The 25,531-nt window shown below is 68.2% G+C and carries 29 protein-coding genes; 8 read left to right on the top strand and 21 right to left on the bottom strand.

Annotation, left to right across the window (positions count from 1 at the left end):
• Positions 1-142 precede the first annotated feature (142 nt).
• Positions 143-721 carry a TetR/AcrR family transcriptional regulator gene (locus RCP80_RS06275; RefSeq protein WP_308481514.1) on the top strand — a complete coding sequence of 193 codons (579 nt, stop codon included), beginning with the start codon at positions 143-145 and terminating at the stop codon, positions 719-721.
• Between the two features lie 9 nt (positions 722-730).
• On the opposite strand, the gene RCP80_RS06270 is transcribed toward RCP80_RS06275, so the two are convergent.
• From RCP80_RS06270 to RCP80_RS06235, 8 genes are all read right to left on the bottom strand, one after another.
• Positions 731-1,420, bottom strand: a complete 690-nt coding sequence (locus RCP80_RS06270) for a recombinase family protein (protein WP_308481513.1) — start codon at positions 1,418-1,420, stop codon at positions 731-733.
• A 33-nt stretch (positions 1,421-1,453) separates the two neighbouring features.
• Positions 1,454-1,612 (bottom strand): hypothetical protein, encoded by a 159-nt coding sequence (locus tag RCP80_RS06265; RefSeq protein ID WP_308481512.1) that lies wholly within the window; start codon positions 1,610-1,612, stop codon positions 1,454-1,456.
• Positions 1,609-2,133 (bottom strand): flagellar hook-length control protein, encoded by a 525-nt coding sequence (locus RCP80_RS06260; RefSeq protein ID WP_308481511.1) that lies wholly within the window; start codon positions 2,131-2,133, stop codon positions 1,609-1,611. The genes RCP80_RS06265 and RCP80_RS06260 overlap by 4 nt, the downstream gene beginning before the upstream one ends.
• Positions 2,130-2,618, bottom strand: a complete 489-nt coding sequence (locus RCP80_RS06255; protein ID WP_308481510.1) for a hypothetical protein — start codon at positions 2,616-2,618, stop codon at positions 2,130-2,132. Before RCP80_RS06255 ends, RCP80_RS06260 begins: the two co-directional genes overlap by 4 nt.
• 485 nt (positions 2,619-3,103) lie before the next feature.
• A complete protein-coding gene (locus RCP80_RS06250; RefSeq protein WP_308481509.1) occupies positions 3,104-4,936 on the bottom strand; it encodes an ATP-binding protein in 1,833 nt (610 codons plus the stop codon).
• A 122-nt stretch (positions 4,937-5,058) separates the two neighbouring features.
• Positions 5,059-5,280 carry a DNA-binding protein gene (locus RCP80_RS06245; RefSeq protein ID WP_308481508.1) on the bottom strand — a complete coding sequence of 74 codons (222 nt, stop codon included), beginning with the start codon at positions 5,278-5,280 and terminating at the stop codon, positions 5,059-5,061.
• A 141-nt stretch (positions 5,281-5,421) separates the two neighbouring features.
• A complete protein-coding gene (locus tag RCP80_RS06240; RefSeq protein ID WP_308481507.1) occupies positions 5,422-5,655 on the bottom strand; it encodes an excisionase family DNA-binding protein in 234 nt (77 codons plus the stop codon).
• 205 nt (positions 5,656-5,860) lie between these two features.
• Positions 5,861-7,039, bottom strand: coding sequence for a tyrosine-type recombinase/integrase (locus RCP80_RS06235; RefSeq protein WP_308481506.1), 1,179 nt, complete (start codon positions 7,037-7,039; stop codon positions 5,861-5,863).
• A gap of 398 nt (positions 7,040-7,437) precedes the next feature.
• On the opposite strand from RCP80_RS06235, the gene RCP80_RS06230 reads away from it, so the two are divergent.
• A complete protein-coding gene (locus RCP80_RS06230; protein ID WP_308481505.1) occupies positions 7,438-8,085 on the top strand; it encodes a maleylpyruvate isomerase family mycothiol-dependent enzyme in 648 nt (215 codons plus the stop codon).
• An 18-nt stretch (positions 8,086-8,103) separates the two neighbouring features.
• Here the strand turns inward: RCP80_RS06230 and RCP80_RS06225 are convergent, their stop codons facing one another.
• Entirely contained in the window at positions 8,104-9,936 is a 1,833-nt protein-coding gene (locus tag RCP80_RS06225; RefSeq protein ID WP_308481504.1) for an alpha/beta hydrolase, read from the bottom strand.
• A gap of 147 nt (positions 9,937-10,083) precedes the next feature.
• Here RCP80_RS06225 and RCP80_RS06220 point away from each other — a divergent pair, with 147 nt between their 5' ends.
• Positions 10,084-10,476 carry a VOC family protein gene (locus RCP80_RS06220; RefSeq protein ID WP_308481503.1) on the top strand — a complete coding sequence of 131 codons (393 nt, stop codon included), beginning with the start codon at positions 10,084-10,086 and terminating at the stop codon, positions 10,474-10,476.
• A 127-nt stretch (positions 10,477-10,603) separates the two neighbouring features.
• Here the strand turns inward: RCP80_RS06220 and RCP80_RS06215 are convergent, their stop codons facing one another.
• A complete protein-coding gene (locus RCP80_RS06215; RefSeq protein WP_308481502.1) occupies positions 10,604-11,179 on the bottom strand; it encodes a TetR/AcrR family transcriptional regulator in 576 nt (191 codons plus the stop codon).
• Between the two features lie 17 nt (positions 11,180-11,196).
• On the opposite strand from RCP80_RS06215, the gene RCP80_RS06210 reads away from it, so the two are divergent.
• Complete coding sequence (locus RCP80_RS06210) at positions 11,197-12,366, top strand: MFS transporter (protein ID WP_308481501.1); 1,170 nt, start codon at positions 11,197-11,199, stop codon at positions 12,364-12,366.
• Between the two features lie 52 nt (positions 12,367-12,418).
• Here the strand turns inward: RCP80_RS06210 and RCP80_RS06205 are convergent, their stop codons facing one another.
• The 9 genes from RCP80_RS06205 to RCP80_RS06165 form a co-directional block, all read right to left on the bottom strand.
• Positions 12,419-13,111: an AmiS/UreI family transporter gene (locus RCP80_RS06205; protein ID WP_308481500.1), complete on the bottom strand. Its 693-nt coding sequence runs from the start codon at positions 13,109-13,111 to the stop codon at positions 12,419-12,421.
• Complete coding sequence (locus tag RCP80_RS06200; RefSeq protein WP_308481499.1) at positions 13,111-13,866, bottom strand: cysteine hydrolase family protein; 756 nt, start codon at positions 13,864-13,866, stop codon at positions 13,111-13,113. Before RCP80_RS06200 ends, RCP80_RS06205 begins: the two co-directional genes overlap by 1 nt.
• A 475-nt stretch (positions 13,867-14,341) precedes the next feature.
• Positions 14,342-14,572: a hypothetical protein gene (locus RCP80_RS06195; RefSeq protein WP_308481498.1), complete on the bottom strand. Its 231-nt coding sequence runs from the start codon at positions 14,570-14,572 to the stop codon at positions 14,342-14,344.
• Between the two features lie 218 nt (positions 14,573-14,790).
• Positions 14,791-15,354, bottom strand: a complete 564-nt coding sequence (locus RCP80_RS06190; protein WP_308481497.1) for a DUF5994 family protein — start codon at positions 15,352-15,354, stop codon at positions 14,791-14,793.
• A gap of 149 nt (positions 15,355-15,503) precedes the next feature.
• Positions 15,504-17,114: a glycoside hydrolase family 13 protein gene (locus RCP80_RS06185; RefSeq protein ID WP_373693458.1), complete on the bottom strand. Its 1,611-nt coding sequence runs from the start codon at positions 17,112-17,114 to the stop codon at positions 15,504-15,506.
• Complete coding sequence (locus RCP80_RS06180; protein WP_308481495.1) at positions 17,111-18,277, bottom strand: lactate 2-monooxygenase; 1,167 nt, start codon at positions 18,275-18,277, stop codon at positions 17,111-17,113. The genes RCP80_RS06185 and RCP80_RS06180 overlap by 4 nt, the downstream gene beginning before the upstream one ends.
• Positions 18,274-18,708, bottom strand: a complete 435-nt coding sequence (locus RCP80_RS06175; protein WP_308481494.1) for a hypothetical protein — start codon at positions 18,706-18,708, stop codon at positions 18,274-18,276. The genes RCP80_RS06180 and RCP80_RS06175 overlap by 4 nt, the downstream gene beginning before the upstream one ends.
• 425 nt (positions 18,709-19,133) lie before the next feature.
• Positions 19,134-20,015, bottom strand: a complete 882-nt coding sequence (locus tag RCP80_RS06170; protein ID WP_308481493.1) for an LLM class flavin-dependent oxidoreductase — start codon at positions 20,013-20,015, stop codon at positions 19,134-19,136.
• Between the two features lie 36 nt (positions 20,016-20,051).
• On the bottom strand, positions 20,052-21,149 hold the full coding sequence (locus RCP80_RS06165) for a TDT family transporter (RefSeq protein ID WP_308482725.1): 1,098 nt from the start codon (positions 21,147-21,149) through the stop codon (positions 20,052-20,054).
• A 173-nt stretch (positions 21,150-21,322) separates the two neighbouring features.
• On the opposite strand from RCP80_RS06165, the gene RCP80_RS06160 reads away from it, so the two are divergent.
• The 4 genes from RCP80_RS06160 to RCP80_RS06145 are packed head-to-tail and all read left to right on the top strand — an operon-like array spanning position 21,323 to position 24,405.
• The gene (locus tag RCP80_RS06160) at positions 21,323-22,618 is read left to right on the top strand and encodes a sensor histidine kinase (RefSeq protein ID WP_308481492.1); all 1,296 of its coding nucleotides are present in this window, start codon (positions 21,323-21,325) and stop codon (positions 22,616-22,618) included.
• Positions 22,606-23,250, top strand: a complete 645-nt coding sequence (locus tag RCP80_RS06155; protein ID WP_308481491.1) for a response regulator transcription factor — start codon at positions 22,606-22,608, stop codon at positions 23,248-23,250. Before RCP80_RS06160 ends, RCP80_RS06155 begins: the two co-directional genes overlap by 13 nt.
• A 12-nt stretch (positions 23,251-23,262) precedes the next feature.
• Positions 23,263-24,120 (top strand): DUF4097 family beta strand repeat-containing protein, encoded by an 858-nt coding sequence (locus tag RCP80_RS06150; RefSeq protein WP_308481490.1) that lies wholly within the window; start codon positions 23,263-23,265, stop codon positions 24,118-24,120.
• Positions 24,121-24,162: 42 nt separating this feature from the next.
• Positions 24,163-24,405, top strand: a complete 243-nt coding sequence (locus tag RCP80_RS06145) for a hypothetical protein (protein WP_308483055.1) — start codon at positions 24,163-24,165, stop codon at positions 24,403-24,405.
• Here the strand turns inward: RCP80_RS06145 and RCP80_RS06140 are convergent.
• Positions 24,390-24,869: an Rrf2 family transcriptional regulator gene (locus RCP80_RS06140; RefSeq protein ID WP_308481489.1), complete on the bottom strand. Its 480-nt coding sequence runs from the start codon at positions 24,867-24,869 to the stop codon at positions 24,390-24,392. The two genes, RCP80_RS06145 and RCP80_RS06140, sit on opposite strands and share 16 nt — an antisense overlap.
• Before the next feature lie 28 nt (positions 24,870-24,897).
• Positions 24,898-25,494: a cysteine hydrolase family protein gene (locus RCP80_RS06135; protein WP_308481488.1), complete on the bottom strand. Its 597-nt coding sequence runs from the start codon at positions 25,492-25,494 to the stop codon at positions 24,898-24,900.
• Between the last annotated feature and the right edge of the window lie 37 nt (positions 25,495-25,531).

Genomic DNA, 25,531 nt, shown 5'->3' with positions numbered 1-25,531 from the left:
GTGAAAACCCATCTCAGTAAGTGTTGCGAGGCGCTTTCTCAGTCCGGTGAGCCGACCAGCGCCTTCGCTGAGAAATCGGCCACCATTCTTCTCACAGTGATAAAACGACTTCATGGGTTCGCGGCGAGGGGACAACTGACCGATGGCGACTGACGACTGGCTGGTTGGGCGCGACCGCCACAGCGAGGCTGCCGAACGGATTTACGCGGCCGCCGCCGACCTGATGTCGCGTCAGGGCTACGACGCATTCAGCATCGACACCTTGGCCGCCACAGTTCACTGTTCACCAGCGACCATCTACCGCCACACCGGAGGTAAGGCAGCAATCCGCGACGCCGTTCTAGGCCGGCAAGCCGAACGCATCCTCGACTCGGTTCGCGAAGCCATCGCTGGGCTGACCGGATCAGAGCGCATCGTCACCGCCACCACAGTCGCGTTGCGACGCCTGCGAGCCGATCCGCTCGCACAGATCATGCGCTCGATGGCCACAGTCCCCGCCGACGAATGGCTCAGCGACTCACCCATGGTCACCCGCTTCGCCAACGAAATGGTCGGGCTAAGCACGCCCGATCCCCTTGCCGCACAATGGTTGATCCGAGCATTCCTAGCCCTGTGGTACTGGCCCCTCCAAGACGCCGATGCCGAGCATGAGATGGTGCGTCGATTCCTCGGACCGCCTTACGCAGCCGACGGGAACTCGGTAGCTCAGCCACCCTCATAGCTAGTCGGGTTACACCGCCGCTCGCTTATGGATGCGGGCAACAGTGTTCGGGAACCACTTCGAGCCGCCCTGGCCGGTCGGTGTGCCGTCGGTGTTGAGCCCGTCAGCGATAGCGGCCCACGTTGCGCCTGCAGCACGCTCGGAGGCGATACGGGCCACCACCGAGGGCGGCACGGTCGTCGGGCGACCGAGGCGAACGCCCTGCGCCTTGCGGACCGCCAACGCGGCCTTAGTCCGGTCGCTGATCAGACCGCGTTCCAACTCCGCGACGCTGCCCATGATCTGGGTCGTGAACCGGCCCGCCGCCGTGCTCGTGTCGACCGTGCCATCGACTGCGACGACTACACCGCCCGCACGCTCAGTCCGGTCGAGGACGTCGAGCAGGGTCGGCAGACTCCGTGCGAGCCGATCGGACTTGGCGACCATCAGCACCGCCGCCGTGGCCGACTGCACCTCGCCCAGCGCGGCGGTCAGGCCGGGCCGGGCGTCGAGCGCCTTGCCGCCGCTGATGCCCTCATCGGCGTGCCAGGCCACCACCGTCCAGCCCCGGCGCTCGCACTCGGCGGCGATGGCGGCGCGCTGTGCGTCGAGGCCCGCACCACTGGCGGCTTGCTCCTCGGTGGACACGCGAATGTAGGCGGCGACGGTGCCAGCGGGCGCAGACTGAGTGCGGCGGCGGCGGGTGCGAGGCGCAGTCATACCCCGATTTTATAACGCAATCGACCGTTTGGGTTAAACGATTGGCGCGTCTCCAGCCAGCGCGTCGAGTGCAGCCACCGCGCCCTCAAGCCGGTTGCGCTCGGTCGCGCTGGCGTCCAACTCGCCCCGCTCGATCGCGGCGAGGATCAGTCGCAATTGCCCTGCCGTGGCGGCAATGTCGGCACGCTTCACGGTCGGCGACTACTTCCGGCGTCCCACCCCGCCAGCGGGTCGTACCCGTCGGTGGGGCGCTTCGGTGCAGGAGTCGGCGCAGCCTCGGTCTCGGCGGAGCGGGCTGCAGTCGCGAGCGCCGCGAGGACGGCGAGCGCCCCGGCCACGCCGCCCGCCGGAGTGGCTTCAGGTTCGTCGGTCGATTCCGGCTGGCTCTCGTCAACGCTCGCAGCCGATTTCGCCGGCAACAGGTCGAGGGGTGGGGCGGGTGCCTCCGACGCTTCTCCGGTGCGGCGGCGCATCACCGCTGTCCACTCGCTGAGTTCGTCGGCGCTCAGCGCCCCGAGCGCGATCGCCTGCCGGGCGACGTCGGCGTGCAGGGTCCACAGGGCATCGCCTTCACCGACGACGGTGCCGAACAACTCCCGGCACTCGGCGACGGCGGTGGTCTGCAGATCGGTCGGCGACAGCTTGCCGTCGGCGGCGTCGCTGGCGATCGACATCGCGGCGGTGATGACGTCGGACGTCGTGGCGGTGGTCATGCGATCACTTCTCCCTCGATGATGTTGGCGGGCAACTGTTGTTGCCGTTCGGCGGCGAGCGCAAGCAACCGGCGCTCGGTGTCGGCGATGATCTCCTGCGGCGACGTCCACACGGTGACGTCGACCTGCTGAGTGGTCGGCGCGTAAGCGCCAGCGAGCCTGGCCCATTGGTCGATGTTGCGGTGCACCTCGCGGGTCAGGGTCACCAGCGTCTGATCGTCGCCGCGCTGAGTGGCCGAGGCGACGCGGCCCAACAGGATCGAGCGGGTGATGCGCAGCGTCTCCGACGCGGACCGGCGCACCTCCTCGGCGCTCTCGGCGGGTTCGGTGGACGTGTAGCGCGCCACAGCCGTTCGCGCCGCTCCACGGGACTGGAAGCCCTCGGCGTCGGCGATCTCCTGCCAGGTGCGCCCGAGTGCCCGCAGCCGGTGGGCGCGCTCGGCGCGGCGTCGGCTGTCCTCTCGGGTCATGGTCGGTCCAGGCATGTTCCCATTCTGTTCTCGCACCGTGCAGACGTCGGGGAGCCGCCGCCTCCCTCGCGGTGCGCTGTGGGTCCGTGACGCCGCCACCCGCCGCCTCTCACCCGCCTCCCATCCATCCCTCTGAACCGACCGCGCCCACGGACCGGCCAACCGCGCCGGTCCCATAAGGACCGGGCGCGCTCGGCGCGGTTCCAGTCGGCGAACCGGCGCACTTCGGCGCATTTTTCACCAAAAATATGCTCTGAACTGCGGTTATTAGTGCGCGGGTTCCGGACTGGCGCGCTCCGGGCGGTTCGGCGCGCTTAACCCCGACGAGGGCGGGATACTGGTCGTTCCCGCAGGTCAGAGGGCGTTTCGGAGCGCGCCGGTCGCGTCGGCGCGGTTCGCCGCCGACCTGGGCTTTTCACGGACCTCGCCGGGTGTTGATCGGCGCGGTTCACCTGGGCTTTTGCGGAGCCGAGTCGAACCGCGCCGGACCGCGCCGCGCATCAATCGGCGCGCTCGGCAGCGATCGTGAAGGCGTCGCCAGGCCGGTCGGCGGCGTGCCACGCGGGCCGCTCGGCGCTGCCGCGATTGACGATGTAGCCGAGGCCGTCGAGCCGATCGAGCGCCCGCCGCAGGCGGCTCCGCGACAGCTTGCGGGTCTCGGTCGGGAGTTCTTCGAGACCCCGCAGCGACTTGCCGGGGTGGTCGCTGATGAGCTTCCAGGCGGTGTCGTCGTCGCTGCGATCCGCCGCCCTGGCGCGGTCGGCCTTCGGAGTGCTGGCGCTGAGTGTCAGCCGGTTGTCGTCACCACGGTTTAGCAGCGCCGGAGGCACGTCGACATCAAGGCGCCCGGTCGCCGAGAACAGCCGGGGCGTGTCGGCGGCGGGCGGGCCGTCGAGCCAGATGGTCGCCAGGGTGTCGACGCCACCCTCGATCGAGCTATGGCCGCGAGCGCCTTTGGTGGGGTCCTTGCCGAGGTGGTGCACGATGACCAGCCCGGCGGCACCGCACTGGACCGCGAGCGCCTTGATGCCGTCGATGATGTCGGACACCTGCGCCGAACTCTCGTCCACCTGAGCCGCCGCGAGCACGGTGTAGAGGCAGTCCACGACGATCAACGCGCCCGGCGCGATCAAGTTCTGCCAGCGCGCCCGAGTGGCGTCGTCGCGCAAGTCCAGCAGGCGGCTGCGACCCCGCAGCGGGTGCAGGTCGATGCGGTCGAGGTCATCGACGGGCACCCCGACTTTCGTGTACTCATGGTGCAGCATCGCCGGGGTCATCTCGGTGTCCAGCAACGCCACTCGCGCCCCGGCGGGCAGGTGGGTGGCGAACCGACCCAGGAACTCGTCGCCGCTTAGCATCGAGCGCACCATCTCGACCACGGTGGTGGTCTTGCCGGCCTTCCGCTCGGCGAACAGGCCCAGGCTCCCGTCCATCGGTATCAGCCCGTCGATCAGCCAGGCCGTGTCGGGAGGGGTGTATGTCGCGAGGTTGATCCGACCGGGAATCTCCACGGCGGCAACCAGCTTCGCGGCCTCGGTGGCGCGGGCCTGCTCAGTGGCGCGTAGTCGATCTTCCGCGTCCCAGGCGCGCACGACGCGAGCCGACTCACCGAGCGACGTGGTTGTCGCGGCGGGCAGCGTGACGATGTCCTCGGGCGGTGCTCCCCGGTCGTACAGCTGCGCCGTGGTGAGCGACAGCGGGCGCTGCTTACGGTCGCCGATGAGCGCGGCGTAGGTGTTCTCCGCACGCGCCGCCTCAACCACCGCCGCCGCCCACTGCACACCCTCGGCCGCGAGCGCGTCGATCGTCGTCAGCGCGATCTTGCGGTCGGGGTCCAGCCCCTTGATCGCGGCCTTGAGCCCGGCGGCGGTGGCGACTGTGGCGGGCGTCTCCGGCTCCCACTCCCACCCCAGCGCCGCGTCCAGTCCGGCGTACCACTGCGACACCTCGGCCACCGAGGGCTTGTGGTCACGGTCGATCAGCCCGGTCGCCCTGGCGTGAGCCAGGGTGACGCTGCCCAGCTGCGCGACCGTCTCGTAACCCCGTGTGCCCCTGGCCAGCTTGCCCCTCGCCACACCATGCTCAGCGGCATAGAGACCGCCCACGGTCGTCGCGGCCTCGGGTGAACCGGGCACGAAGTTGGCGGGCCGATCGGGGTACGGGCTGTGGTCGCCGGGCGGACGCTCGTTGACCCTGCGTGGGCGCTTACCGAAGTCGGCGGGGAGGTCAGCCGGAACGACGTGCCCGTTGCCGTTGTGACCGTTGGCCTCTGGTGATCCGGCACCGCTGCGCGGATCGTTGCTAAACTCCATGTTGTCCCTCTCGTTGGACATCGGGCCGTACCTCTCGTTGGACATCGTGCGGGGTGACTCTGCGGTAGAGTCGTCGTTGGTGGTGATGCCGCCCGGCACATGCGTCGAGGCCAAACGGACGCGCTGGGCGGCATCGCTGTTTCTCACTCCTGTTGCGGCACTGGCGCTCCCGGCTCAATCGTGTGTGCGGCGATGTAGTCGGTGAGGTCACCGGCCCGGTACAGCACGCGCCGCCCGTCGCGCACATAGCGCGGGCCGCGACCGCGCCACCTCTCCTGCGCCAGGGCGTTCTCGGTGGTGCACCGCAGCGCGGCGACGTCACGCGGCAGCAGCAGCGCGTCGGGGTTGTCGAGGGTGACGGTCATCGGTGGGTCTCCTCTCTACCGATGTGGTTGTGTCTCTGGACGTTACGAGGCGACCGTGCACACACCCGCCGAGCCGGGGCGGAGTTCCCCGACATCGGAGGGCTTGTGGCGGTGTCGATTTCGGTGACGTGACAGCAGAGATCATGGAGCGACCGCCGAGCGATCGGCGTATATCTCCGCCGGGATGAACGGCTTCATCAGCGCGTCGACGTCGACGACCTTCACGCGGATGGCGCTGCCGGGCTTGTCCGAGAGCCGGTAGGCGGGTAGCTCGCCGCTGGCGATCTTCTCGCGGAAGGTGAACACCGAGAACCCAGTACGGGTCGCGGCGTCCTGCAGGGAGATGAAATGCGGAGTGGTGGTCTTGGCACTCACTGGATTTGCTCCGTCGTCTGGTGATCATCCCCAGCTGAGAAGGGAGAGGGAGACGGAGACGGGAGGGGTGGTGCCTGAGACGGAGAGTGAGGCTGAGAGTGCGGGTCTGGGGCTACGTGACCGGCTCGCTAACAATAGCCTAGGGCGCGAGTGGTTCCGTTATATTATCGACTGCTATCTCAGAATCGTTGCCTGAGTGCGGGATTCAGCCCGCCGCTGGCGCGTCGCCCGACACCGGAGCGGCCAGCTCCGACAGGCGATCGGCGAGCATGTCGGCCCGCCCGGCGGCGACGTGCTGATAGCGCATGGCGGTGCCGCTGGTGACGTGACCCAACCGGGCCATGACCTCCTTCGTGGTGCCTCCGGCCACCGCCGCCATCACGCCGCCGAAGTGCCGCAGATCGTGGAAATGCAGTTCGTCCTTGCCGATGGCCTGCCGGGCGTTGAAGAACGGCGCGCGATACCGGCCCTCGGCGTAGTAGCCACCCGTCGCCGGGTCGGCGAACAGCAGCGCCGTCTTGGCCTCCCCGACATAGGCGCGCAGGTGCGCCGCGATGATCGGGCGCAGGTGCGGCGGCACGGTGACGGTGCGGTTGGACTCCTTGGTCTTGGTCGGCCCGGCCTCGAACTTGCCGTGCCGGAACGTCACCGCCTTGCTGACGCGCACCGTGGCCGCATCGTCGGCGACGTCGGCCCGCGTCAGCGCGAACAACTCCCCTCGCCGCAGCCCGCACCACCCGGCCAGCAGCACTGTCAGCCGCAGCGTCTCGGGCATCTTGTCGGCCAGCGCCGCCAACTCGTCGGGCTCCAACAACACCACCGACCGCTTGGTGTGCTTCACCGCCGCCGCGCCCTTGATGCGGGCCGGGCTGCGGTCGATCAGACCGTCATCGGTCGCGGTGTTCAGCACCGCCTGCAGCACGCCATAGGCCTGAGCGTTGCGGGTGCGGTGCTCGGTGCCCAGGCCGGTGAACCACACGCGCACGTCCTCGGCCGTAATCTCGGCCAGCGCCGAATCCCCCAGTGTCGGCAAGATGTTCCGCTCAAGGTGGTACTCGTAGTTGTCGCGGGTGCGTGGCGAGAGGTTGCGGTGCTGCAGCCACGGCTTCGCGTAGTCGCGCAGCGTGAGTTTGCGCGCCGCAGCCTTGGTCACCCGCTCGGCGGGTGGGGTCCAGGTGCCCGGCTTGCGGCGGTCGAGGTCGATCAGGTCACGCTCGTTCTGCAACCACGACGCACCGGAGTCCTTCGTCGGAAACGTCGCCGGGGCGTAATGCAGCGCGCCGTGATGGAGGTAGCTCGCCTGCCAGCGGCCCGACCCGCGTTGGCGAAGCCGCCCGAACCCCCGGCGGCTACGGGTGGCGGCGGCGGGTTTCTTCTGCGGCATCGCTGCTGCTCCTCACGGGCGAGTTTCGGGCTATAAGCGGGCTATAAGCGGGCTATAACGGGCCTATACAGAACCGAACAGAATCTAACACCAGCAATCGGTGAAATAGTCTGCTGCCAGCAATAATAGCGGCATCAGCGCACGCGAGGGCGGGTGGGCTAGAGCCTCATCCGGCTAGTTCGAATCCTGCCGGGGGCACCACGTCTGACCTGCCAGTTCTGCGGTCCGACGGAGCATCGAGCGGAAGCCGCGAGACGAACCTGGCTCGCCCCGGCAGCAGCCCGAAACTGACGACGCTGTGGCCGACGCCGAACGGCTAACCAAGGCGATCGCCTGCGAACGGTGCGGCACATCGGTGGTCTGGCGAAACTGTGCCTTGATCCCGGTATTCTGCGCCCGTGCGCCTGAGCCGAGCAGAACGCGAGCGGGTATTCGCGGCGGTGGCGGACGAGCGTCGGTCGATCGCCACCCTGATCGACAGCCTCAGCCCCGATCAGCTGGCCACGGCAAGCCTCTGCGCCGGGTGGGATGTCAAAACCGTAGCCGCGCATTTGGTCAGTGATTTTGCCGACGGGTTCTGGGGCTTCCTGGCCAGCGGCATCCGTCACGCAAGTATCGATCGGGGCATCGACGCGTTGGCCCGTCGCCGGGCGCAAGCATCAGCCGCCGAGATCGCCGAGACGTTGCGTAGTCGCGCCGACCATAGGCTGAGCCCGCCGGTGACCGGTCCGCTATCAGGCCTCGCTGACGTGTTGGTGCACGGTGCCGACATACGCATCCCTCTTGGAATTCCGCATCACCCGGATCCCGCACAAGTCGCCAGGGTGCTCGATTTCCTGACCAGCCCGACTCAGATCGGCTTTTTCCCGCGCCGACGACTCCGCGGCATCGCGTTGCACGACGAGGACACCGGAAAAACTTGGGGCCGTGGCGAAACGATCCACGGTCCGGGAGTGGCGGTGATGGTGGCGGTATGCGGACGCACCGCCGCGTTCGGTCGACTCGCCGGACCCGGGGTACCCCTATTGCAGTCTCGCCTCACTTGAGCGCCGGCAAGCGATTCCTCACGCAGACACACTGAGCTGCAATCCATTTCCGCGCGGAAGCTCGGGCCGCACCACGGCCAGGATGGCGGCCGGATCGAACACCGTGCCGTACACCGTCGGTACCGAACCGCCGCCGAGGACGATGGCGGTGGCGACGCCCCTGTCGGTGGGGATGTCGAAACTCGAACCGGGCTCGAGCCAGTCGCTTTCGCCGGTGTCGCCGCCGAACCAGTCGTTGAGCCACTCGGTGGCCAGGATCTGGACGGCCGGCGGATTCTGCAGTCGCGGGATGCCGGCGGCCACATAGGCCGCGAACTGGATCAGCACGTTGCCGCCCTGCATGGAATCCATGTGCACGCCGTCGACCAGCACCACCCCGTTGTAGTGGTCGGGTCGCTCGGCGGCCAACGCCTGGTTGACGTTGCTCACCGAGTTCCAAAGGTTGTTCGGTGCCCCGATCTCCCGGACCGGGATGAACGCCCCGCCGTGGTCCTCGTAGTACTGCAGCTTGCGCAGCGCATCGGTCATCGTGGTTCCCGTCGGCACCCCGTCGAGCAGGATGACACCGACCAGATGTTGCGCGCCGCCGTTCTCGGCGAGGTATCCCGCCGCCCCGGCGACGGCCGCACCGCCCAGTGAATGCCCGACCAGCGCGAACTTCTGCGGCAGCTGGGCGTCGGCGGCATCGAGTCCGTAATGGGTGGCGTACCCGGCCGCGACGGCGCTGGCAGTCAGCGCGTCCCGGTCGCCGACGAACAGCGCGGCGATGACGTCGTGCATGCCGTCGCCGCCGAGCCAGCGGTCGTCGGCGCCGAAGAAGTCCGAGGACAGCGACGGCGCCACGACAACACTGTTGGTGCTCTGCGCCAGGTGTGCCGCGGTGTAGCTGTACATCGGGCCGGTGGCCAGGAATCCGTGTTGCAGGTAGATCATCCGCTCCGGTGGCGTATCGCCCGCCGGGAAGTACCAGTCGGCGGGGACGGTCTGCCCGTTGCCGAGGTCGAGCGTGGAACTTTGCACGGTGACCGTGCTGGCGGGCGGCACCCGGGCCGGGCCCACGACAATTCGCTCGGCCACCGCCAGCGCTCGGAGCGCCAGGGACCCGATCCGCTTGATCGGCGTCGGCAACCGATCCAACACCGCGAACGGGCTTTTCGCGGCAGCGGGGGCCGCGACGGTGGTGGCCGCGGCGACGGCGTCGGACGCCTTGGTCGCCGCGAGCCGCAAGGCCGGCTCGGGAGCGTTGGCAATCGGTGACTCGGCCGCCGAAGCGGCGGCGGTCGGTTCGGGTGTCGAATGCCGGAACAGCTTCGCGACGGTGCGGGACAGTTCTCGGCGCAGCGGGGCGTCGGCCACCGCTCGGTCGGAACCGCCGGGGTCCGCTGCGACCGACTTCGGGGTGACCCGGAGCACCACGGCCTTGGTCAGGGCCTCACGCTTGGTGGGCGCTTGGGCAGGCTGGGCCGACTCAAGGGAGTTTCGCGCCTGCTCCAGCCGATCAGCCACGCGTGACTCCGCTTTGGCCAGAACGTGTTTCGCCTTGACGGAGACCGCCTCGCGGAGGTTCTTGGAGACGTTTTTGGCCAGCGAACGGGCGAACCGCGCTGCGGGCTGCTTCGCTCCGGAGCGGCTCGCCGTCGATGCGACGTCCCGCCGCTGTTTGTGCTCGGCCTTCGGGGCGTCGCCCGACTGTCCGGACTTGCCCGCCTTGGCCGGCGCCGACGGGCCGGCGCGGCCCGAGTCCGATGCCGCATCGGTATCGGCGTGCGCCGCTCCGGCACCGGCGATCACCGCCGCTGATACCCCGGCGCCGACGATGCCGCCGCCCACCCACACCGTCAAGCGCTCCACGATTTCTCCCCCTCGATTCCAGCGTTCGAGTGGACCCTAACGAGGCCGCCGCCGCGCAGACCACAGTTCGCGAAAAGTGGCGGGCCCCGATGACGAGGGTTGTGCACCGTTGCGAGCCGTCGGCCCGTGGTGGTTCACTGGATTGACATGGCTATCGAGTTCAACCACACCATTGTCGCGGCGCGGGATCGCGCGGAGTCCGCGACGTTCTTCACCGAGATGTTCGGCCTGCCCGCTGCCACGGAGTTCGGACCGTTCCTGGCCGTGACCATCGACCACGGGGCGAGCCTCGACTACGCCCAGGTCCCCGCGGGGGCGGACATTCATCCGCAGCACTACGCGTTCCTGGTCTCCGAAGCCGAGTTCGACGAGATCTACGGCCGCATTCAGCAACGGGGACTGCAACATTGGGCCGACCCCCGCGCTGAGCGCCCCGGCGAGATCAACCACAACGACGGCGGCCGCGGCGTGTACTTCCAGGATCCGTCCGGGCACAATCTCGAGATCATCACCCGGCCGTACGGATCCGGCGGCTCATAACGCACTTTTCGCCCGCGCTGCGAGATTGCAGCCGTGGCGTCGAGATTGAGCTGACGGCGCAAACACCGCCGAATTCTCGCCGCCAGTACAACTTGGGTGAGACCGAACGGCTCGTACGCCACCGCGGTCAGCGGGTACCGAGGCCAGCCTCGACGACCCGCGCTGCCAACCTGCGTGCCCGTGCGAGGGGGTCCGGGTCGATTCCGATGGCCTGCGCGCTGAGCATCCCGTCGTAGATCAGTGCCAGCTCGTGGGCCAGTTCGCGCGGCTCCGACGCCCCGGCCGACTCGGCGAGTTCGATGAGGCGCGCGACCAGCCGTCGCTTGTGTTCGACGGCCGCTGCGACCCCGACGTGGTCGGCGGGAAGCTGGGTGGCAGCGGCGACGTGCGCGCAGCCGCGCCGCCCACCGGTCTGCTGGGCCCAGTCCGCATGCGCGGCGAACAGAGCGAGCAGCCGGGCGCGCGCATCGCCGGCGGATTCGATGTGCGTCTCCCACAGCTCGCGGAAGCGGCGGTCGCGGTCGGCCAGGTACGCGGCCACCAGGGCGGCTTTGCCGCCGAAGTTCTTGTACAGCGAGCCGGTCGCGACGCCGGCCTTCTCGATTACGGCGTCGACCCCGGTGCCGGCGATGCCGTGCGCGTAGAAGAGTTCGTCGGCCGCGCGCAGGAGTCGGTCGCGGGCGGGTTGCGTGCTTCGCGGCATGCTGCCATTCTAGCCAGGTGCAACGAACGTTCTATTCATTGGTCGCGGCGGGCGCCGCGCTGATCGGGTGTTGTTACGGCTTCGCGCGGTTTGCCTACGGCTTGTTCGTGCCCGCGTTCACCGAGCAGTTCGCCCTCACCCCGAGCGCCATCGGGGTGATCGGGGCCGGCAGCTACGTCGGCTACTGCGTGGCGATCGTGGCCGCGTTGGTGCTGACCGATCGGCTCGGGGCGCGCCGGACAGCGCTCGCCGCCGGCGTCGTCGCGACCGCGGGCCTGGCCTTGGTGGCGGTGGCGCCCACCGCGACGGTGTTGGCCGTGGGCATTCTGATCGCCGGTAGCAGCACCGGGCTCGCCTCCCCACCGCTGGCAGCCGCCGTCGCGCAACGACTGACCGGCGATGCGGCCGACCGCGCGCAAACCTTCGTCAACGCCGGCACCGGCGTCGGTGTGGTCGTCTCGGGACCGATCGCCTATCTGCTCACCGATCAATGGCGAGTGGCGTGGGGGGTGTATGCCCTGGTTGCCGCATTGGTCACCGGATGGATAGCGATCGCGCTGCGCGGCGAAACGCGAGGCCGCCTCCGGCGCCGGGGCTTCGGTCGGTGGTACCGGCCCGGCACGGGCGCGCTGTTGAGCGCGTCACTGCTGGGTGGCCTGGGCAGCATCGCGGTCTGGAACTTCGGCCGAGACGTGATCAGCCAGTTTCATGTCGACGGGTTTGCGACGGCATCGTGGGTGCTTCTCGGAGCCGCCGGCATTGTCGGGGCCCTGGGCGGCGACCTGGTCCGACACCTGGGATTTCGACCCGCGTGGATCGCGGTCATCAGCGCCATGTCGGCCGCGACCGTCCTATTGGCAGTTGCCACGCAGCACACCGCGATTGTCCTGCTGGCGGTCACCGTCTTCGGTGCGGCCTACATCGGCATGACCGGTCTGCTGCTCATCTGGGGCACCCGCACCTACCCGGAATCGGCATCCTTCGGGGTGGGCCTGGCCTTCTTCGCCCTCGCGGCCGGCCAGGCCCTTGGCGCACCGCTCACCGGATTCCTGGCTGAATCATTAGGCCATACAACAGCATTGGCGGTAATGGCCACCGTCGGCTGCGTATCGGTGTTGCTGAAACCCGCCTCGCGTCGCTCCGCACCGACGCAACGCGAATCCGCGGTCGACGCGTTCGAGCAATGAGCTGGGGGCGGGAATCCGATCCCGCCCCCAGTTCACCCGCGATACGCAGCATTCACACCAGCTGCGGGACCTCTTCCCGCAACTCGCGTTTCGGCGCCTGCACGAGATCCGGGGTGTCGCGTTGAGAGTCCGCGGTGCGACCGGCCAAGATCACCGACAACGCGAGGGCGGCCACCAGCGCGGCCAGCGCGGCCAGCGCGGCCAGCGCCGCCAGGCCCGCGGCACCGGAGGTGGGCCAGACACCGTTCAGCAGCAGGAGGGCCGGGATGGTGCACGTCGGGATTCCCAGCAACACCAGCACCCAGCCGGTGAAATGCCCGAGATCCAGCCTGCCCACCTTGGTCACACCGAGGCCCAGCAGCACGAAGAACAGCGACCACATGACGGCCCAGGTGGCCCACAGGACGGCGAACACCGGGTCGGTTCCGATGGCCTTGACCGCATAAAACCCGACGATCACCGCGACGAACGAGCTGTACCAACCGAATCCACGCGGGTCGAGATCGGTGATCTGAATGAGTCCGAACCACAGGTAGGTGAAGCCGAACAGGTAGCTGGGCCAGGTCGCGTTGATGACCGCCAAGTCACCGCCGGCCTGCACGAGGACCAGCGTCGGCAAGACCACCTGCGCAGCACCGACGAGGAGGTTCAACGGCGCCGCGCTGCGGGGGCTGACCACACCCACCGACACCAGCCCGTTGAGGAACAGCACGACCCCGACGAGCAGCAATCCCACGTTTCCCATCAGCGGTTCACCCAATTCACGAACTGCTCGGACGTGATCACCGGGGCAAAGAAATTGTTGATCCGCTCAAAGGAGGCGCGCTCCGAATCCGGGTGCGCCGCACCCGTGGCATCACCGATCACGATCGGCAGCAGGCCGTGGTCGCGGGCCGCTCGCGCATTGCCCTCGATGCACCAGTCGAGGTGGATTCCGGTGATGACCACCACTTCCACCTTCTGCCGGATCAGCGTGCCGGGCAGATCGGTGCCAACGAACGCCGTCTGCAGCGCCTTCTCATAGAGCTCATTGTCTCCCGGTCGCACCAGCTCGCGCAGTTCCCCGACAAGTTCGTTGTCCCAAGCGATCTGCTCCGCGGTGGCGTCGATGTCCCCCGTCCAACTCTGATACTGCGCCCGGTCGAAATCGGTCTGCGGATAGTCATCGCGGAACACCGAGAAGCCGATCCAGTTGAAGGACGCGAAGTTCGGGGCGTTGCGCGCGGCCTGCACGGCCCTGACGGTGGCCGCCAGGCTACCGCGGAAGGCATGGCCCTCGGCATACTGGACGCCGCCCGGGCGATAGAGCGAATTCGACTGGCTCACCGAGAGGAATGCGGCCGGCCGCGAGAGGATTTCGCGAAAGTCGAGCGTTTGCCAGTGCGGGGCCAGCGGCGGAATCGAATCCACATTGCTGGCGGGGTGACCAAGTGCGTTCGGATCGAGTTCGACCGGTTCGAGCGGGGTGATACGGAACGGGCTGTCGATGGTGACGGTCACGGTATTCCTTTCCTGAAACTGCCTGCGGCAGAGCGATTGCGACAAGAGGTGGACAGCAGATGGCTGCATCCGGGGGCTTTACCAGCCGGTCGTGCCGGCGGACTTCGAATGTGCAGATTGCACAGCGAGGCGACGGGATCGCGTCGATTAACAGAACACGCTCATGATGTTGGCAGCGCCGGTCGCGTGCCGGAAGCATTCGAATCGGCGGGATTCTTTGGAGCCTGCCCGGCCAACGGACGTTCCTTCACGCGCCCCACCCGGGCTCGACGGGCAGGGGTCGAGATTGCATTCTTGGTTTCGAGAGTGAGCTCACGGCGGAAATGTCGTCGAATTTCCGCCCTCAGGACAACCTCGAGACCAGGGCAGCAATCTCGATGCCAGCGGAGACCACTGCCAGCGGAGAAGCCCCGCGACAGCACGAAGGCCGCCCCGCTGATCGCGGGACGGCCCTCGTGTCGAGCAGTCGTCGTCCTTAGTGGAACCACTTCCACGGCTTGTCCCAGTGCCCCGGCGGGACGCCCACGGCGTGGCCGATATGGCCGGGTGGAATGCCGACAATGTGGCCGACGTGTCCGGGCGGTGGGATCGGGTCAAACCACGGGCGCCAATTGTCGTCGGCACCAGCCTGGCCGGCCAGTCCGATCGCGCCGAATCCCAGCGCCGCGGTCACGGCCGCTCCGGCCGCGATGTTCTTCAATCTCATCTGTGCACTCCTCACCGCTGGCTTCAGTCGCATCCGGCGGGTATGACGTGGGTGCCATAGCGACACGACCGCAACTCAGCGCTAATCCACTATGGATATCGTTCCACCGTCGGCGGGTGTTAGCCAGTCCGCAGTGCAGAACGCGGACCACATCGGTCCCGATTCTGCTAAACACGGAGGTCAGCGGCGGTCACGCGACGAACTCTTTGCGTGTGCGATTACTCGGCAAGCGCCATGTCGTTGCGCGCGTACTGCGCCGACTTGGCCGCCGCTCCCCCCTCCGATTCCCAACGCTGTACCGCGATCGTGGACAAGTCGCGGGCAATGCGCTCATCGGTTCCGACACCCAGCAGGGCATCGGGAGTACCGCGGTCGTCGGGGTGGGCCGCGGTCATCATCGAGGTGTGCGCGTCCTCGGCGTCCATGAGCACCGGAACCACCAGCAGGGTCAGTGCGTCGTGTGTCAGGCCGAGAACGCCGATGGTGCCGGGCGGCTGGCGCCAGTAACCATCGAGTTTCACCGTCCTGCCGGCCACATCCACCGTCTTGGGGACGTCTTTCCACTCGTTCAGTCCATACTGCACGCGTTCGATGCCACCCAGCCGGACGGTCAGCACCGCCAACAAGTCCGGCAACTCGCCGGCGAGGTCGTCGCTGCGAGGCCACCACGCACCGTCGACGATCCCGGTCTCGGGGGCCAGGGGCTTCAGCCGCAGCCGCGGAGTCTGTATGGGGCCCGAACCAGTCGGGCCTCGATGAACAACCTTCTCAACCAGCGTCATGAGGACGCTCCGTTCTCTGGCCGGATTCGGCCAACTTGCGAAAACCGGCGATGACGTCGGGTCCGATCGGAGCCGCGGAAGATAAGCCGCCAGTACCTCCACCCTACGGGAAGTTTGTTGTGCGCGGCCGGAATCGAGCGCAGCGTTCGTCAGGACGACGCCGGCCTCAGCCACACCGCGGTATCCGGCGGCAACACCGTGCCCACCCCCGGCCCCGAGGCCAGTACCACCGCCGAGTTTCGAGGCAGCGGCACACCGGTGTCGCCGGTGTTGACCCAGCACTGCGCGGCGCCGCGGGCAAAGCCCAGGACCCCGTCGCCGCTTGCCAGCCACTGCACCTCGCCGGCGCCGACCCACAACCGGGGGCGCAGCGCCAGCGCAGACCGGTAGAGGTTCAGGACGGAGTCGCGGTCCTGCTCCTGTACCGCCACCGAATGGCCGCCCCAGTGCGCGGGCTGCGGCAGCCAGGTGGGTGCCGCATCGGGCGGCGAAAACCCGTAGGACGGTTGCAGATCCGACCACGGCAGCGGGATCCGGCAGCCATCACGGCCGACGTCGGTGAACCCGGACTGCACCCAGGTCGGGTCCTGTCGCACCTCGTCGGGCAGGTTCTCGATCTCCTCCAAACCCAGCTCCTCGCCCTGGTAGACATAGGCCGTGCCGGGCAACGACAGTTGCAGCAGCGCACACGCGCGCGCCCGTCGCCGGCCCAGGCCGTGGTCGGCCTCCTCCTCGGCCCAGCGCGCCCGTTCCCATTCGGACTCGACCATGCCGTCCGGTTGTGAGCGCGCGTAGCGGGTCACGGTCCGTGGCACATCGTGATTGGACAACACCCAGGTCGGCGGTGCCCCCACCGACGCCGCGCTGGAAATCGCCTCGTCGATGACCGCCCGTAGATTCGACGCGCGCCACGGTGCACGCAGGAAGTCGAACTGGAAGGCCGTGTGCAGTTCGTCGGGCCGCAGATAACGCGCCAGCCGCTCGTTGCTGGGCACCCACGCTTCGGCGATGAAGATCCGTTGCGGCTCATAGCGATCGGCGACCGCACGCCAGCTGCGGTAGATCTGGTGCACACCGTCCTGGTCGAACGCTGGATGCGGATTGCCCACCCCACCGCGATCCGGCAACCCCGCCGCCTTCACCAGTCCGTGTGCCACGTCGATGCGGAATCCGTCGACACCCAGGTCGAACCAGAACGCCAGCACCTGCTCGAACTCGGCCCGCACCTCGGGGTGGTCCCAGTTGAGATCGGGCTGCCCGGGCGCAAACAGGTGCAGATACCACGTCCCGTCGGCCGTCCGGGTCCACGCCGGACCACCGAAGATGCTCTGCCAGTCGTTCGGCGGCAGTTCGCCGTTCGCGCCGCGGCCGGGCCGGAACAGGTAGCGTTCCCGCGCCCCGGGTTCGTCGCGCAGCGCGGGCTGGAACCACCGGTGTTGATCGGAGGTGTGGTTGGGCACGATGTCCAGCAGCACCTTGATGCCGGCGCCGTGGGCCTTGTCGATGAATTCGCGGGCCTGCGCCAAAGTGCCGTAGGCGGGCTCGATCTCGCGGTAATCGGCGACGTCGTATCCGGCGTCGGCCATCGGCGAGGGATACCACGGGTTGATCCACACCGCGTCGATTCCCAACGCGGCCAGATACGACAACCGCGCGCGCAGTCCGGTGAGGTCGCCGATCCCGTCGCCGTCACCGTCGGCGAAACTACGGATGTAGACCTGGTAGACCACCGCGGTCTCCCACCACTGCACAGGAGTCACCGTCCTACGCGGCGCAACGCATCCGGGGTCAGATCGGCCAGCGTCGGGTATCCGTCGACCGCCATGATCAGATCGGCCTCGGCCAGCAGTGAGCGCACCACATGCACGATCCCGTCGACGCCGCCGAGCGCCAGACCGTAGGCGTAGGGTCGGCCGATGCCCACCGCACTGGCTCCGAGCGCCAGCGCCTTGATGACATCGGCACCGGATCGCACCCCCGAGTCGAACAGCACCGGCAGGTCCCCCGCGGCCTCGACGACATCCGGGAGACAGTCGATGGCGGGCAGCCCGCCGTTGGCCTGCCGACCGCCGTGGTTGGAACAGTAGATCCCGTCGACACCGAAATCGGCTGCGCGCCGGGCATCGTCGGGGTGACAGATGCCCTTGAGGATCAGCGGCAACGTGGTCAGCGAACGCAGCCAGGTCAGGTCCTCCCAGGTCAGCGACTTGCCGAAGACGCTCGCGAAGTACATGACCGCATCGCGGGGATCACCGCCCTCGGCAAGCCCGGCCTTCTCCCGGAACACCGGGTCGCTGGTGTAGTTGGCCAGACACTTGCCGCGCAACTGCGGAAAGTTCGACATCGCCAGGTCCCGCGGGCGCCAGCCCGGGATCCAGGTGTCCAGCGTGACGACGATCCCGTCGTAGCCGGCGGCGTCAGCGCGGCGGACGAGGCTCTCGGCAATGTCGCGGTCGTTGGGACAGTAAAGCTGGAAAAACCCTGGGGTGTCCCCGAATTGCGCGGCGATGTCCTCCATCGGGTCTTCCACCAAGGTCGAGGCGACCATCGGAACCCCGGTGGCGGCGGCCGCCTTGGCGGTGGCGATGTCGCCGTGACCGTCCTGGGCACACAGGCCGATGACGCCGATCGGTGCCAGGAAAATTGGTGCCGGCCAACGCTTCCCCCACAATTCGACCGAGAGGTCCCGTTCGGTCGCTCCCACCAGCATCCGGGGCATCAGACCCCAGTCCCGGAAGGCGGTGACGTTGCCGTCCTGGGTGTGCTCATCGCCGGCGCCCCCGGCGACGTAGGACCACACCGACGGCGATAGCGCGTGGCGGGCCCGTTCCTCGAGTTCGGCATACGACATCGGCAAGGTGGGCAGCACGCCGGTGAGGCCCTGAAAGTAGATCTCGTATTGGTAGTTGCCAAAGGCGTTCATACGGCAATCCCCCGGCCGTCACCGGCGGCCATCTCCACGTACGCGGCGACGATGCCCGTGAGGTCGAAGGCGACGTCCAGGTCGGTACCCGGGGGCACACCGCCGGGTAGCAGATCGAGGATGGCCTCTCGGCAGTGCGCCGGCACCGGCCCGCCGCGCGAGGCCACCAGTTCCGCACGCGTGCCGGGCGACAAGCCGCGCCACATGGCGTCGAGCCGCAATCGCTCGTCTTCGAGAAGATTCGCCTCCGCCGACCGCAGCTGCCAACGCGGGGTCGCGTCGGGGGTGCCGTCGCGCCCGGCGGGCACCGTGTGGCCTTCGATTTTGGCTGCCACGCCGTCGGGTAGGTACCCATGCGGCCGGGCCAAAAGAACGGCCTGATCAGCGCGATCGAGCTGATAGAACCAGGACAGTGAGCGGCGGTTACCCATGTCTCACCATAACCGCGGATCGGGGCACCCACCGCCGGACGTGCTCGAAATCGGTCGACATCGCCGCCCAACTCCGGCCCGGATTCGGCCGCACCGTGTACAGTGGGCATCAGATGCCGCAAGCACTGGGCACTAGAGCGCCGAGACGGCGACATTCACGCGTTTGTGGCGCAGTGTACATCTTTGTAACGCCCCGCATGCGTGACCCCTAAACGCTAGGACACCACCATGGAACCAGAGCTTCTCTTCTCGCACCCGCATCAGCCGACCGCGGCACCGAAGAACACGTCACGCGATAATGACGTTGCCGCGCTTGTCTTTTCGGACCGCCCGCGGCGAGAATCACCCGAGAAGAACCGCACCGCCTCGCCCACCACCTGACCCGTCGGGTCCAGACCGCTTGGCGGGCAATCGCATTCGGCGGCTTAATTGAAGTCGCGCGCCACCTCGGCAACACGCCGCAGTTGCTCCACGTCGGAGCTGGTGGGAATGAGATGCACCTCGTCGGTGCCCACCGCTTCGAAAGCCCGCAACACCGCTGCCAGCTCGTCCTCGTCTCCCGACCATCCGGTGGTCGGGGCGATCGCATCGACGAACTCCGCGGGAATCCAGTTCATATAGCGGCGCAGGTGCGCACGCACCTGATCACGCGCCGCCTCGGCCGGACCCAGCGCAAACCAGAATGACGTCGCCAAGTGCGGTGCGGGTTTGTCGAGTTGGGCCCACGCCTGACGGGCGACGTCGAACAGGTCATTCTGCTTGGCGACGTCGAGATCGAGCGTGGTGCCGGCCAGCCCGTCGGCCCAGCCGGCCGCGCTGCGCACGGTCTTGGGTCCGATGGTCCCCACCAGTAGCCGCGGTCCGCCGCGTTGCACCGGGGACGGTCCCACGGGCAGCACCGCGTCGCCGACGCGTTCCCCGGCCCACACCCGACGCATGATCTCGACCCGTTCGGCCATGCCGCGCATCGTTTGGGTCTTCGGGTCCGCGCCGACGGCCTGGTAGTCCTCATGCCGGCCGCCGACCCCCAACCCCACCGTCAGCCGACCTTCGGAGATCAGGTCGCCGGTGGCCAATGCCTTGGCGCACATCACCGGATCGTGCAACTGCGGCACTATCACCGTCGTCACCAACTGCACCCGGTCGGTCCAGGCCGCCAGTGCGCCCAGCAGCGTCAGGCTGTCCGGGTTGTCGAACGCGATGCGCTCACCCCAGCACAACGACGAAAACGAGCCCTCGTCGACGGTCTTCGCCCACAGCCGCAGCGTCGCGGCGTCCAAATCCGGTTCCATGACCGGCATCGTCATCCCTATGCGCACACCGGGATTGTGGCACGGCCGGGCTCAGCCCAGGGGATCCTTGCGGGCCCGGATCGGGTCGGTGTTGATCGGCGGCTGAAACAGGTTGCCGCGCACGCTGCCCCTGGTGGTGCGGATCGCCACCAACACCCAGGTCCCCAACAGACCCACATAGGCGGCCACGGCGGCGACCTCGAACGCCGGCAACGACGTGTGTGTCGCCAGCTGGGTGGTGCCGGTGACGAACGTACCGACCGGGAACGTCAGACTCCACCACGTCAGCGCGAACGGCATACCCCGCCGCAACGTGCGGACGGTCAGTGCCGTCGCCAAGGCGATCCACAGCACGGCGAAACCCCACACCGGCACGCCGAACAAGATCCCGAAGACGCGCATGCCGTCGGCGAGCGCGGGATCCACCGCCAGCGCCGCGTAGCTGCCCAGCAGGCCGGCCACCGTGATGGACTGGCCCAGCGGGCCGAGCACGATCCACAGCGTCGGCACCCGCGCGGTGCCCGACGTGCCGTACAACGTGAGCCGCGTCCAGATCATCGAGATGATGATCAACGACGCCACCAGTGACAGGCCGAACATCGCGTAGCAGCCGTACAACATGGTCTCGCGCCCGGTGCCCGGAGCCATATGCGGAATCAGCAGCGCACCGCCGGCCGCTGACACCATCGGCGGCACCACGGGCATCAACCAGCCACCGAACGCCGCATCCGGTTCGACCGTGTACTGGGTGAACATCAGGAACGGGATGCTCACCGCGGTGAACAAACCCCCCAACGTGCCCGCGGTCCACAACACCCACGCCAGATCGACCGCGACGCGCTCCCCGATCAGGTCCTTACCCACCAGCAGCGCGCCGGATCCGACCGTCACCAGGGCCATCGGGGCCGCGCCGTAGAAGTGGGCCATCTGCGGGTTGCGGGCATGTCCGCGCACCACCCGCGGATGCCAGAGCCAGTGCCCGCCGACGACGACACCCAGCACGACCAGCAGCGCCAGGGCGATCACCCAGACCACCTCGGTGAATCCGCGCACACCGGGAATCTGCACCGGCAAGGTGGCACCGGCGGTGGCGACGATGCCCGTCCCCATCACCGCGGCGAACCAATTGGGTCCGATGTTTCCCAGCATTTCGACCCGCGAGTGCGGCGCGGGCGCCTCACCGGGGCTGGCAGCAGCGATCACGCCCCGACCCTAACGCGACGTCGGATCCATTGATCCCCGACGGACCTGGGGGATATCCCCCGCCACACTGTCCGGAAAACGGCATGTCGCCGCACGCCGCGGATACCTAGGTTTGACGTATGGCAGTCGAAACCGATGTTCTTCCGGCACCGCCGCGGGCCCGCACCCAAGGGTGGCATCTGGGCGTGGTACCCACCGCGTCGATGGTGACCAACGCTTTCCTCGCCCTGGTGTGGTTCTGGATTCCCCTGGCCCTCATCATCATTGCCGTTTCCTCGATTCCCTCGCTGATCGGCACCGTGATTGCCGCGGTGGCCTTCGTCTATGTGATCCGCGGCGTGGATGTGGTGGAACGGGTCCGCAGCGAGGCGGTATTCGGTCTGGGTATCGCGGTACCGGCACGGCCGTTGTCGAAATACACCGGGTTTCAAGGTTGGCTGCACCAACTGTGGCTGGACCTCAGCAGCGCCCGGTTCTGGAAGGTGTTCAGCCACCACTATCTGCGGATGCTTTACGACGTGGTGGCCACCGGTATCGCGCTGGTGCTGTTGACATCCGCCATCGTGGGCCCGGCCGTTGCCATCGCGGTGCGCAACAGCGACCCGGCCGTCGGCCTGGACTTCCTGCCGGTGCCGGTGGCGTGGCTGCTGGCGATCACCGCACTGCTCGGCGCGGTCGGGATCCTGGCCGTGGCACCCAGCGTGGACGCCCTGATCGACCGCTGGCTGCTGGCACCGTCGAGCACCGCGGCGTTGCAACATCAGGTCACCGCGCTGGCCGACGCCCGACAGGGTGCGGTGTCCTCCGCGCACACCGAGCGGCATCGCATCGAACGCGACCTGCACGACAGCGTGCAACCGCGGTTGGTGTCGCTTGCCATGACGATCGGGCTCGCGCAGACCAAGCTGGATTCCGACCTGCCTGCCGCCAAGACCCTGATCAACGAGGCGCACGGCGATGCAAAGCAGGCGCTCTCGGAATTACGAGACGTGGTACGCGGCATCGCGCCGACCATCCTGTCCGACCGCGGCCTCGACGCCGCGCTGTCCGCTGTCGCCCAACGCAGTGAAACCTCCGGTATCCCAACCTATCTCGAGGTCGATCTGCCCCGTCGGCTGCCGGAGGAGGTGGAGGCGGTGGCCTACTTCGTGGTGGCCGAGGCGCTGACCAACGTGGCCAAGCACGCTGATGCCAGCCGGGCGGTGGTCACGGTGCGCCTCGACAACGCGGCTCACCAATTACACGTCTCGGTGTTCGACGACGGGCGCGGCGGCGCGCAGATCACCGACGATCCCGACAGCACCGGTCTGCGCGGGCTGGCCGAACGGGTGCGCGCCGCAGGCGGGACGCTGTCGTTGTCCAGCCCGGCCACCGGCCCCACCATCGTGAGCGCGGTGCTGCCATGCGCATCGTGATCGCCGAGGATTCGGCGCTGCTGCGCGCGGGGTTGGAACGCATCCTGACCGACGCCGGCCACGAGATGGTCGCCGGCGTGGCCGACGCCACCGACCTGCTGCGCGTCGTCAACGACCTGCACCCGGACCTCGCGATCGTCGATGTCCGGATGCCGCCCACCTTCACCGACGAGGGCATCCGGGCCGCGGCCCTGATCCGCCGCCAGAACCCGGATTCGGCGGTCCTGGTGCTGTCGCACTACGTCGAGGAACGCTATGCGGCCGAACTGATCGCGGCAGATACCCGCGGATTCGGATATCTGCTCAAGGATCGGGTCGCCGACGTGCCGGCGTTCCTGGACGCGGTCGCCACCGTCGGCGCCGGCGGCACCGTGCTGGATCCCGAAGTCGTCGCGCAGATCCTGGTCCGATCGCAGCGCCGCAACGCGCTGAGCGAACTGACGCCCAGGGAGCGCGACGTACTGCAGTTGATGGCCGAGGGCAAGACCAACTCGGCGATCGCCGCGACGCTGTCGATCTCGACCGGTTCCGCCGAAAAGCACATCGCATCCATCTTCACCAAGTTCGACCTTGCTCCCGACCAGAGCGAAAACCGCCGCATCCTGGCGGTACTCCGCTACCTGGACAGCTGACCGGAGGACCTCATGACCGAAACATCCACTCCGCTCACCCGCGGCGGACGAAACACCATCCGGGTCGTCATCGTCGCCGCCGCCATCGTGCTCTGCCTCGGCGTGGTGACGAGCCTGACCACCGTCGCCCTGGGGGTGGGCCGCATCCGGGCCATCGCCGACACCCAGACTCTGCCCGCCACCCTGCGAACGTTGCACATCGATGCCGCCAACGTGCCGATGGCCATCCGGGTGGTGTCCGACGACGAGGCCACCGAGGCGCGCGTCGAACTGCGATTTGTCACCACCACGGGGACCAACCGCCACGAATTGGACGTGACCTCCGATGCCGAGAGCGCCCGCGTCTCGGTCCGCGGGGCGGCCCCGGGCTGGCTCCGGTGGGTGCGAGCCGGCGAGGTCAAGGTCGTGTTGCCGCCGGCGGCGGCCCGCGGATTGACGCTGAACACCGCCCAGCGCTACGGCGCCCTGATGGTCGACGCCGACCTGGACAAGCTGGTGGCCCGGACCGACAACGGAGCGGTAATCCTGCGCGGCGCGGCCCGCACCACCGAGATCCACAACGAGCACGGCTCGATTCATAGTCGTCGGCCCATCGCCGTTCGAGAATCATTCTCCGCCAACACCGTTGAGGGCAGGATCAGTGTGGACTTCCAGGACCCGCCGCCGCCGCGCATCGAGGCGACCACGGGCCAAGGTGAAGTCACGATCGGGCTGGGCGGAGACGGGCCGTTCCTGGTCCAAGCCAGCACCGGCGCCGCCGACGGTCGGACCGTGGTCCGGGTGCCGCGAACCTCCGACCCCACCGAGGCGGTCTCGGAGGTCACGGCGCGCTCGGAATTCGGGAGTGTGACGATCGACGATCGGATCTGAGTTCGGTGTTTGATGGATCACAGCAGCGGGCAGCCCTCAGGGATGAACGAGCAAACCGATCCACCCGAGCAGGTCGAGATCACCGAATCGGCCAAGAAGGAAGCCAAACGCATGGCCAAGGTCTACGAGGACCGGCCGACCGCAGTGCTACCCGGCTCGGACAACACCGTGACCGGGACCGCGATCAACGAGTGGCTCGATGACGACGGCAATCCCAAGTGGGGCCAGGACAAGGGTCCGGATAACGGCCCGGAAAACCCGGAAAAGACTCAACCCGCGGGCTGATGCCCGCGCTGCGTCTCCTGCGTGCGGTAGTCGTCGGCCAGCAGGCTGACGTGCTCGGGCAGCGCCCCGGCCGCGACGTCGGCCAGAGTGGTCTGCTCCAGCACCGAGCGCATGCTGGCCCGCAAGGCCCGCCACACGTCGGTCAGGGCGGCCGTGGGCCCCGAGTACGGCAGATCACCGAGACCGATGTCCCGCACGCTGGCCAGCGGTCCGTCGATGCACCGCAGCACGTCGGCGATGCTGATCTGGTCGGCCGGCCGGCCGAGCTCGTAGCCCCCGTCGCGACCGCGGTGGCTGCGCACCAGACGGTCGGTTCGCAGGACCGTCAGAATGTCCACCAGGAACTGCGGCGGAATGCCCTGGGACTTCGCCAGGTCGTCGGTGGTGGCCAGCTCCCCGGCGGCAACCGTGGCCAACTGCACCATCGCCCGCACGCCGTATTCCGCCTTCGCCGACATCCGCATCAGCGCAATCCTGCCATTTCGGCCCAGTTCAGTCCGGTATCGCCGCCGCGTCGGGCACCACGACCGCGAACAGGTCCGCGATTGCGGCCAGGCTGGCGCTGTGCACGGCGGCCGCCGGAACCTCGCCCTCGACCCCGGGCAACGCCCTGGTCGCGGTCGCCGCGGCCACCACGGTCGGGGCGTAACCGAGGTTGAACGCGCCGCGCGCGGTGGAGTTGACGCACATGTGGGTCATGAACCCGGTCAGCACCAGGTTCTGCGCGCCCAGCGACTTGAGTCGCTCGTCGAGGTCGGTTCCGACGAAGGAATTCGGGTAGTTCTTCACCACCACCGGTTCACCTTCGCGCGGCGCGACGCTGTCGACGATCGCGCCGATTTCCTCCCGTACGTCATAGGGCGAACCCGGGCCCGCGTCGTGCTGAATGTGGATGACCGGAATTCCGGCCGTGCGCGCGCGGTCCAGCATGGTGGCCGCCTCCGCCAGCGCCGCCTGCACGCCCTCGAGTTCCAGCACACCACGGGTGTAGGTGTTCTGGCAGTCGATCAGGATCAGGGTGGACGCGGCGAGACTCGACGGCTCGACGGGCAGGCCCGTCAGGGCGCGCAAGGTGGGGTGGTCGGTCATGCCACCAAGCTACCGTTCGACAACGCCGCGTCGTCCC

The organism is Mycolicibacterium sp. MU0053 (assembly GCF_963378095.1).
Taxonomy (GTDB): domain Bacteria; phylum Actinomycetota; class Actinomycetes; order Mycobacteriales; family Mycobacteriaceae; genus Mycobacterium; species Mycobacterium burgundiense.
The sequence above is the reverse complement of the archived record's forward strand: the minus strand, read 5'-3'. Positions and strand labels throughout refer to the sequence as shown.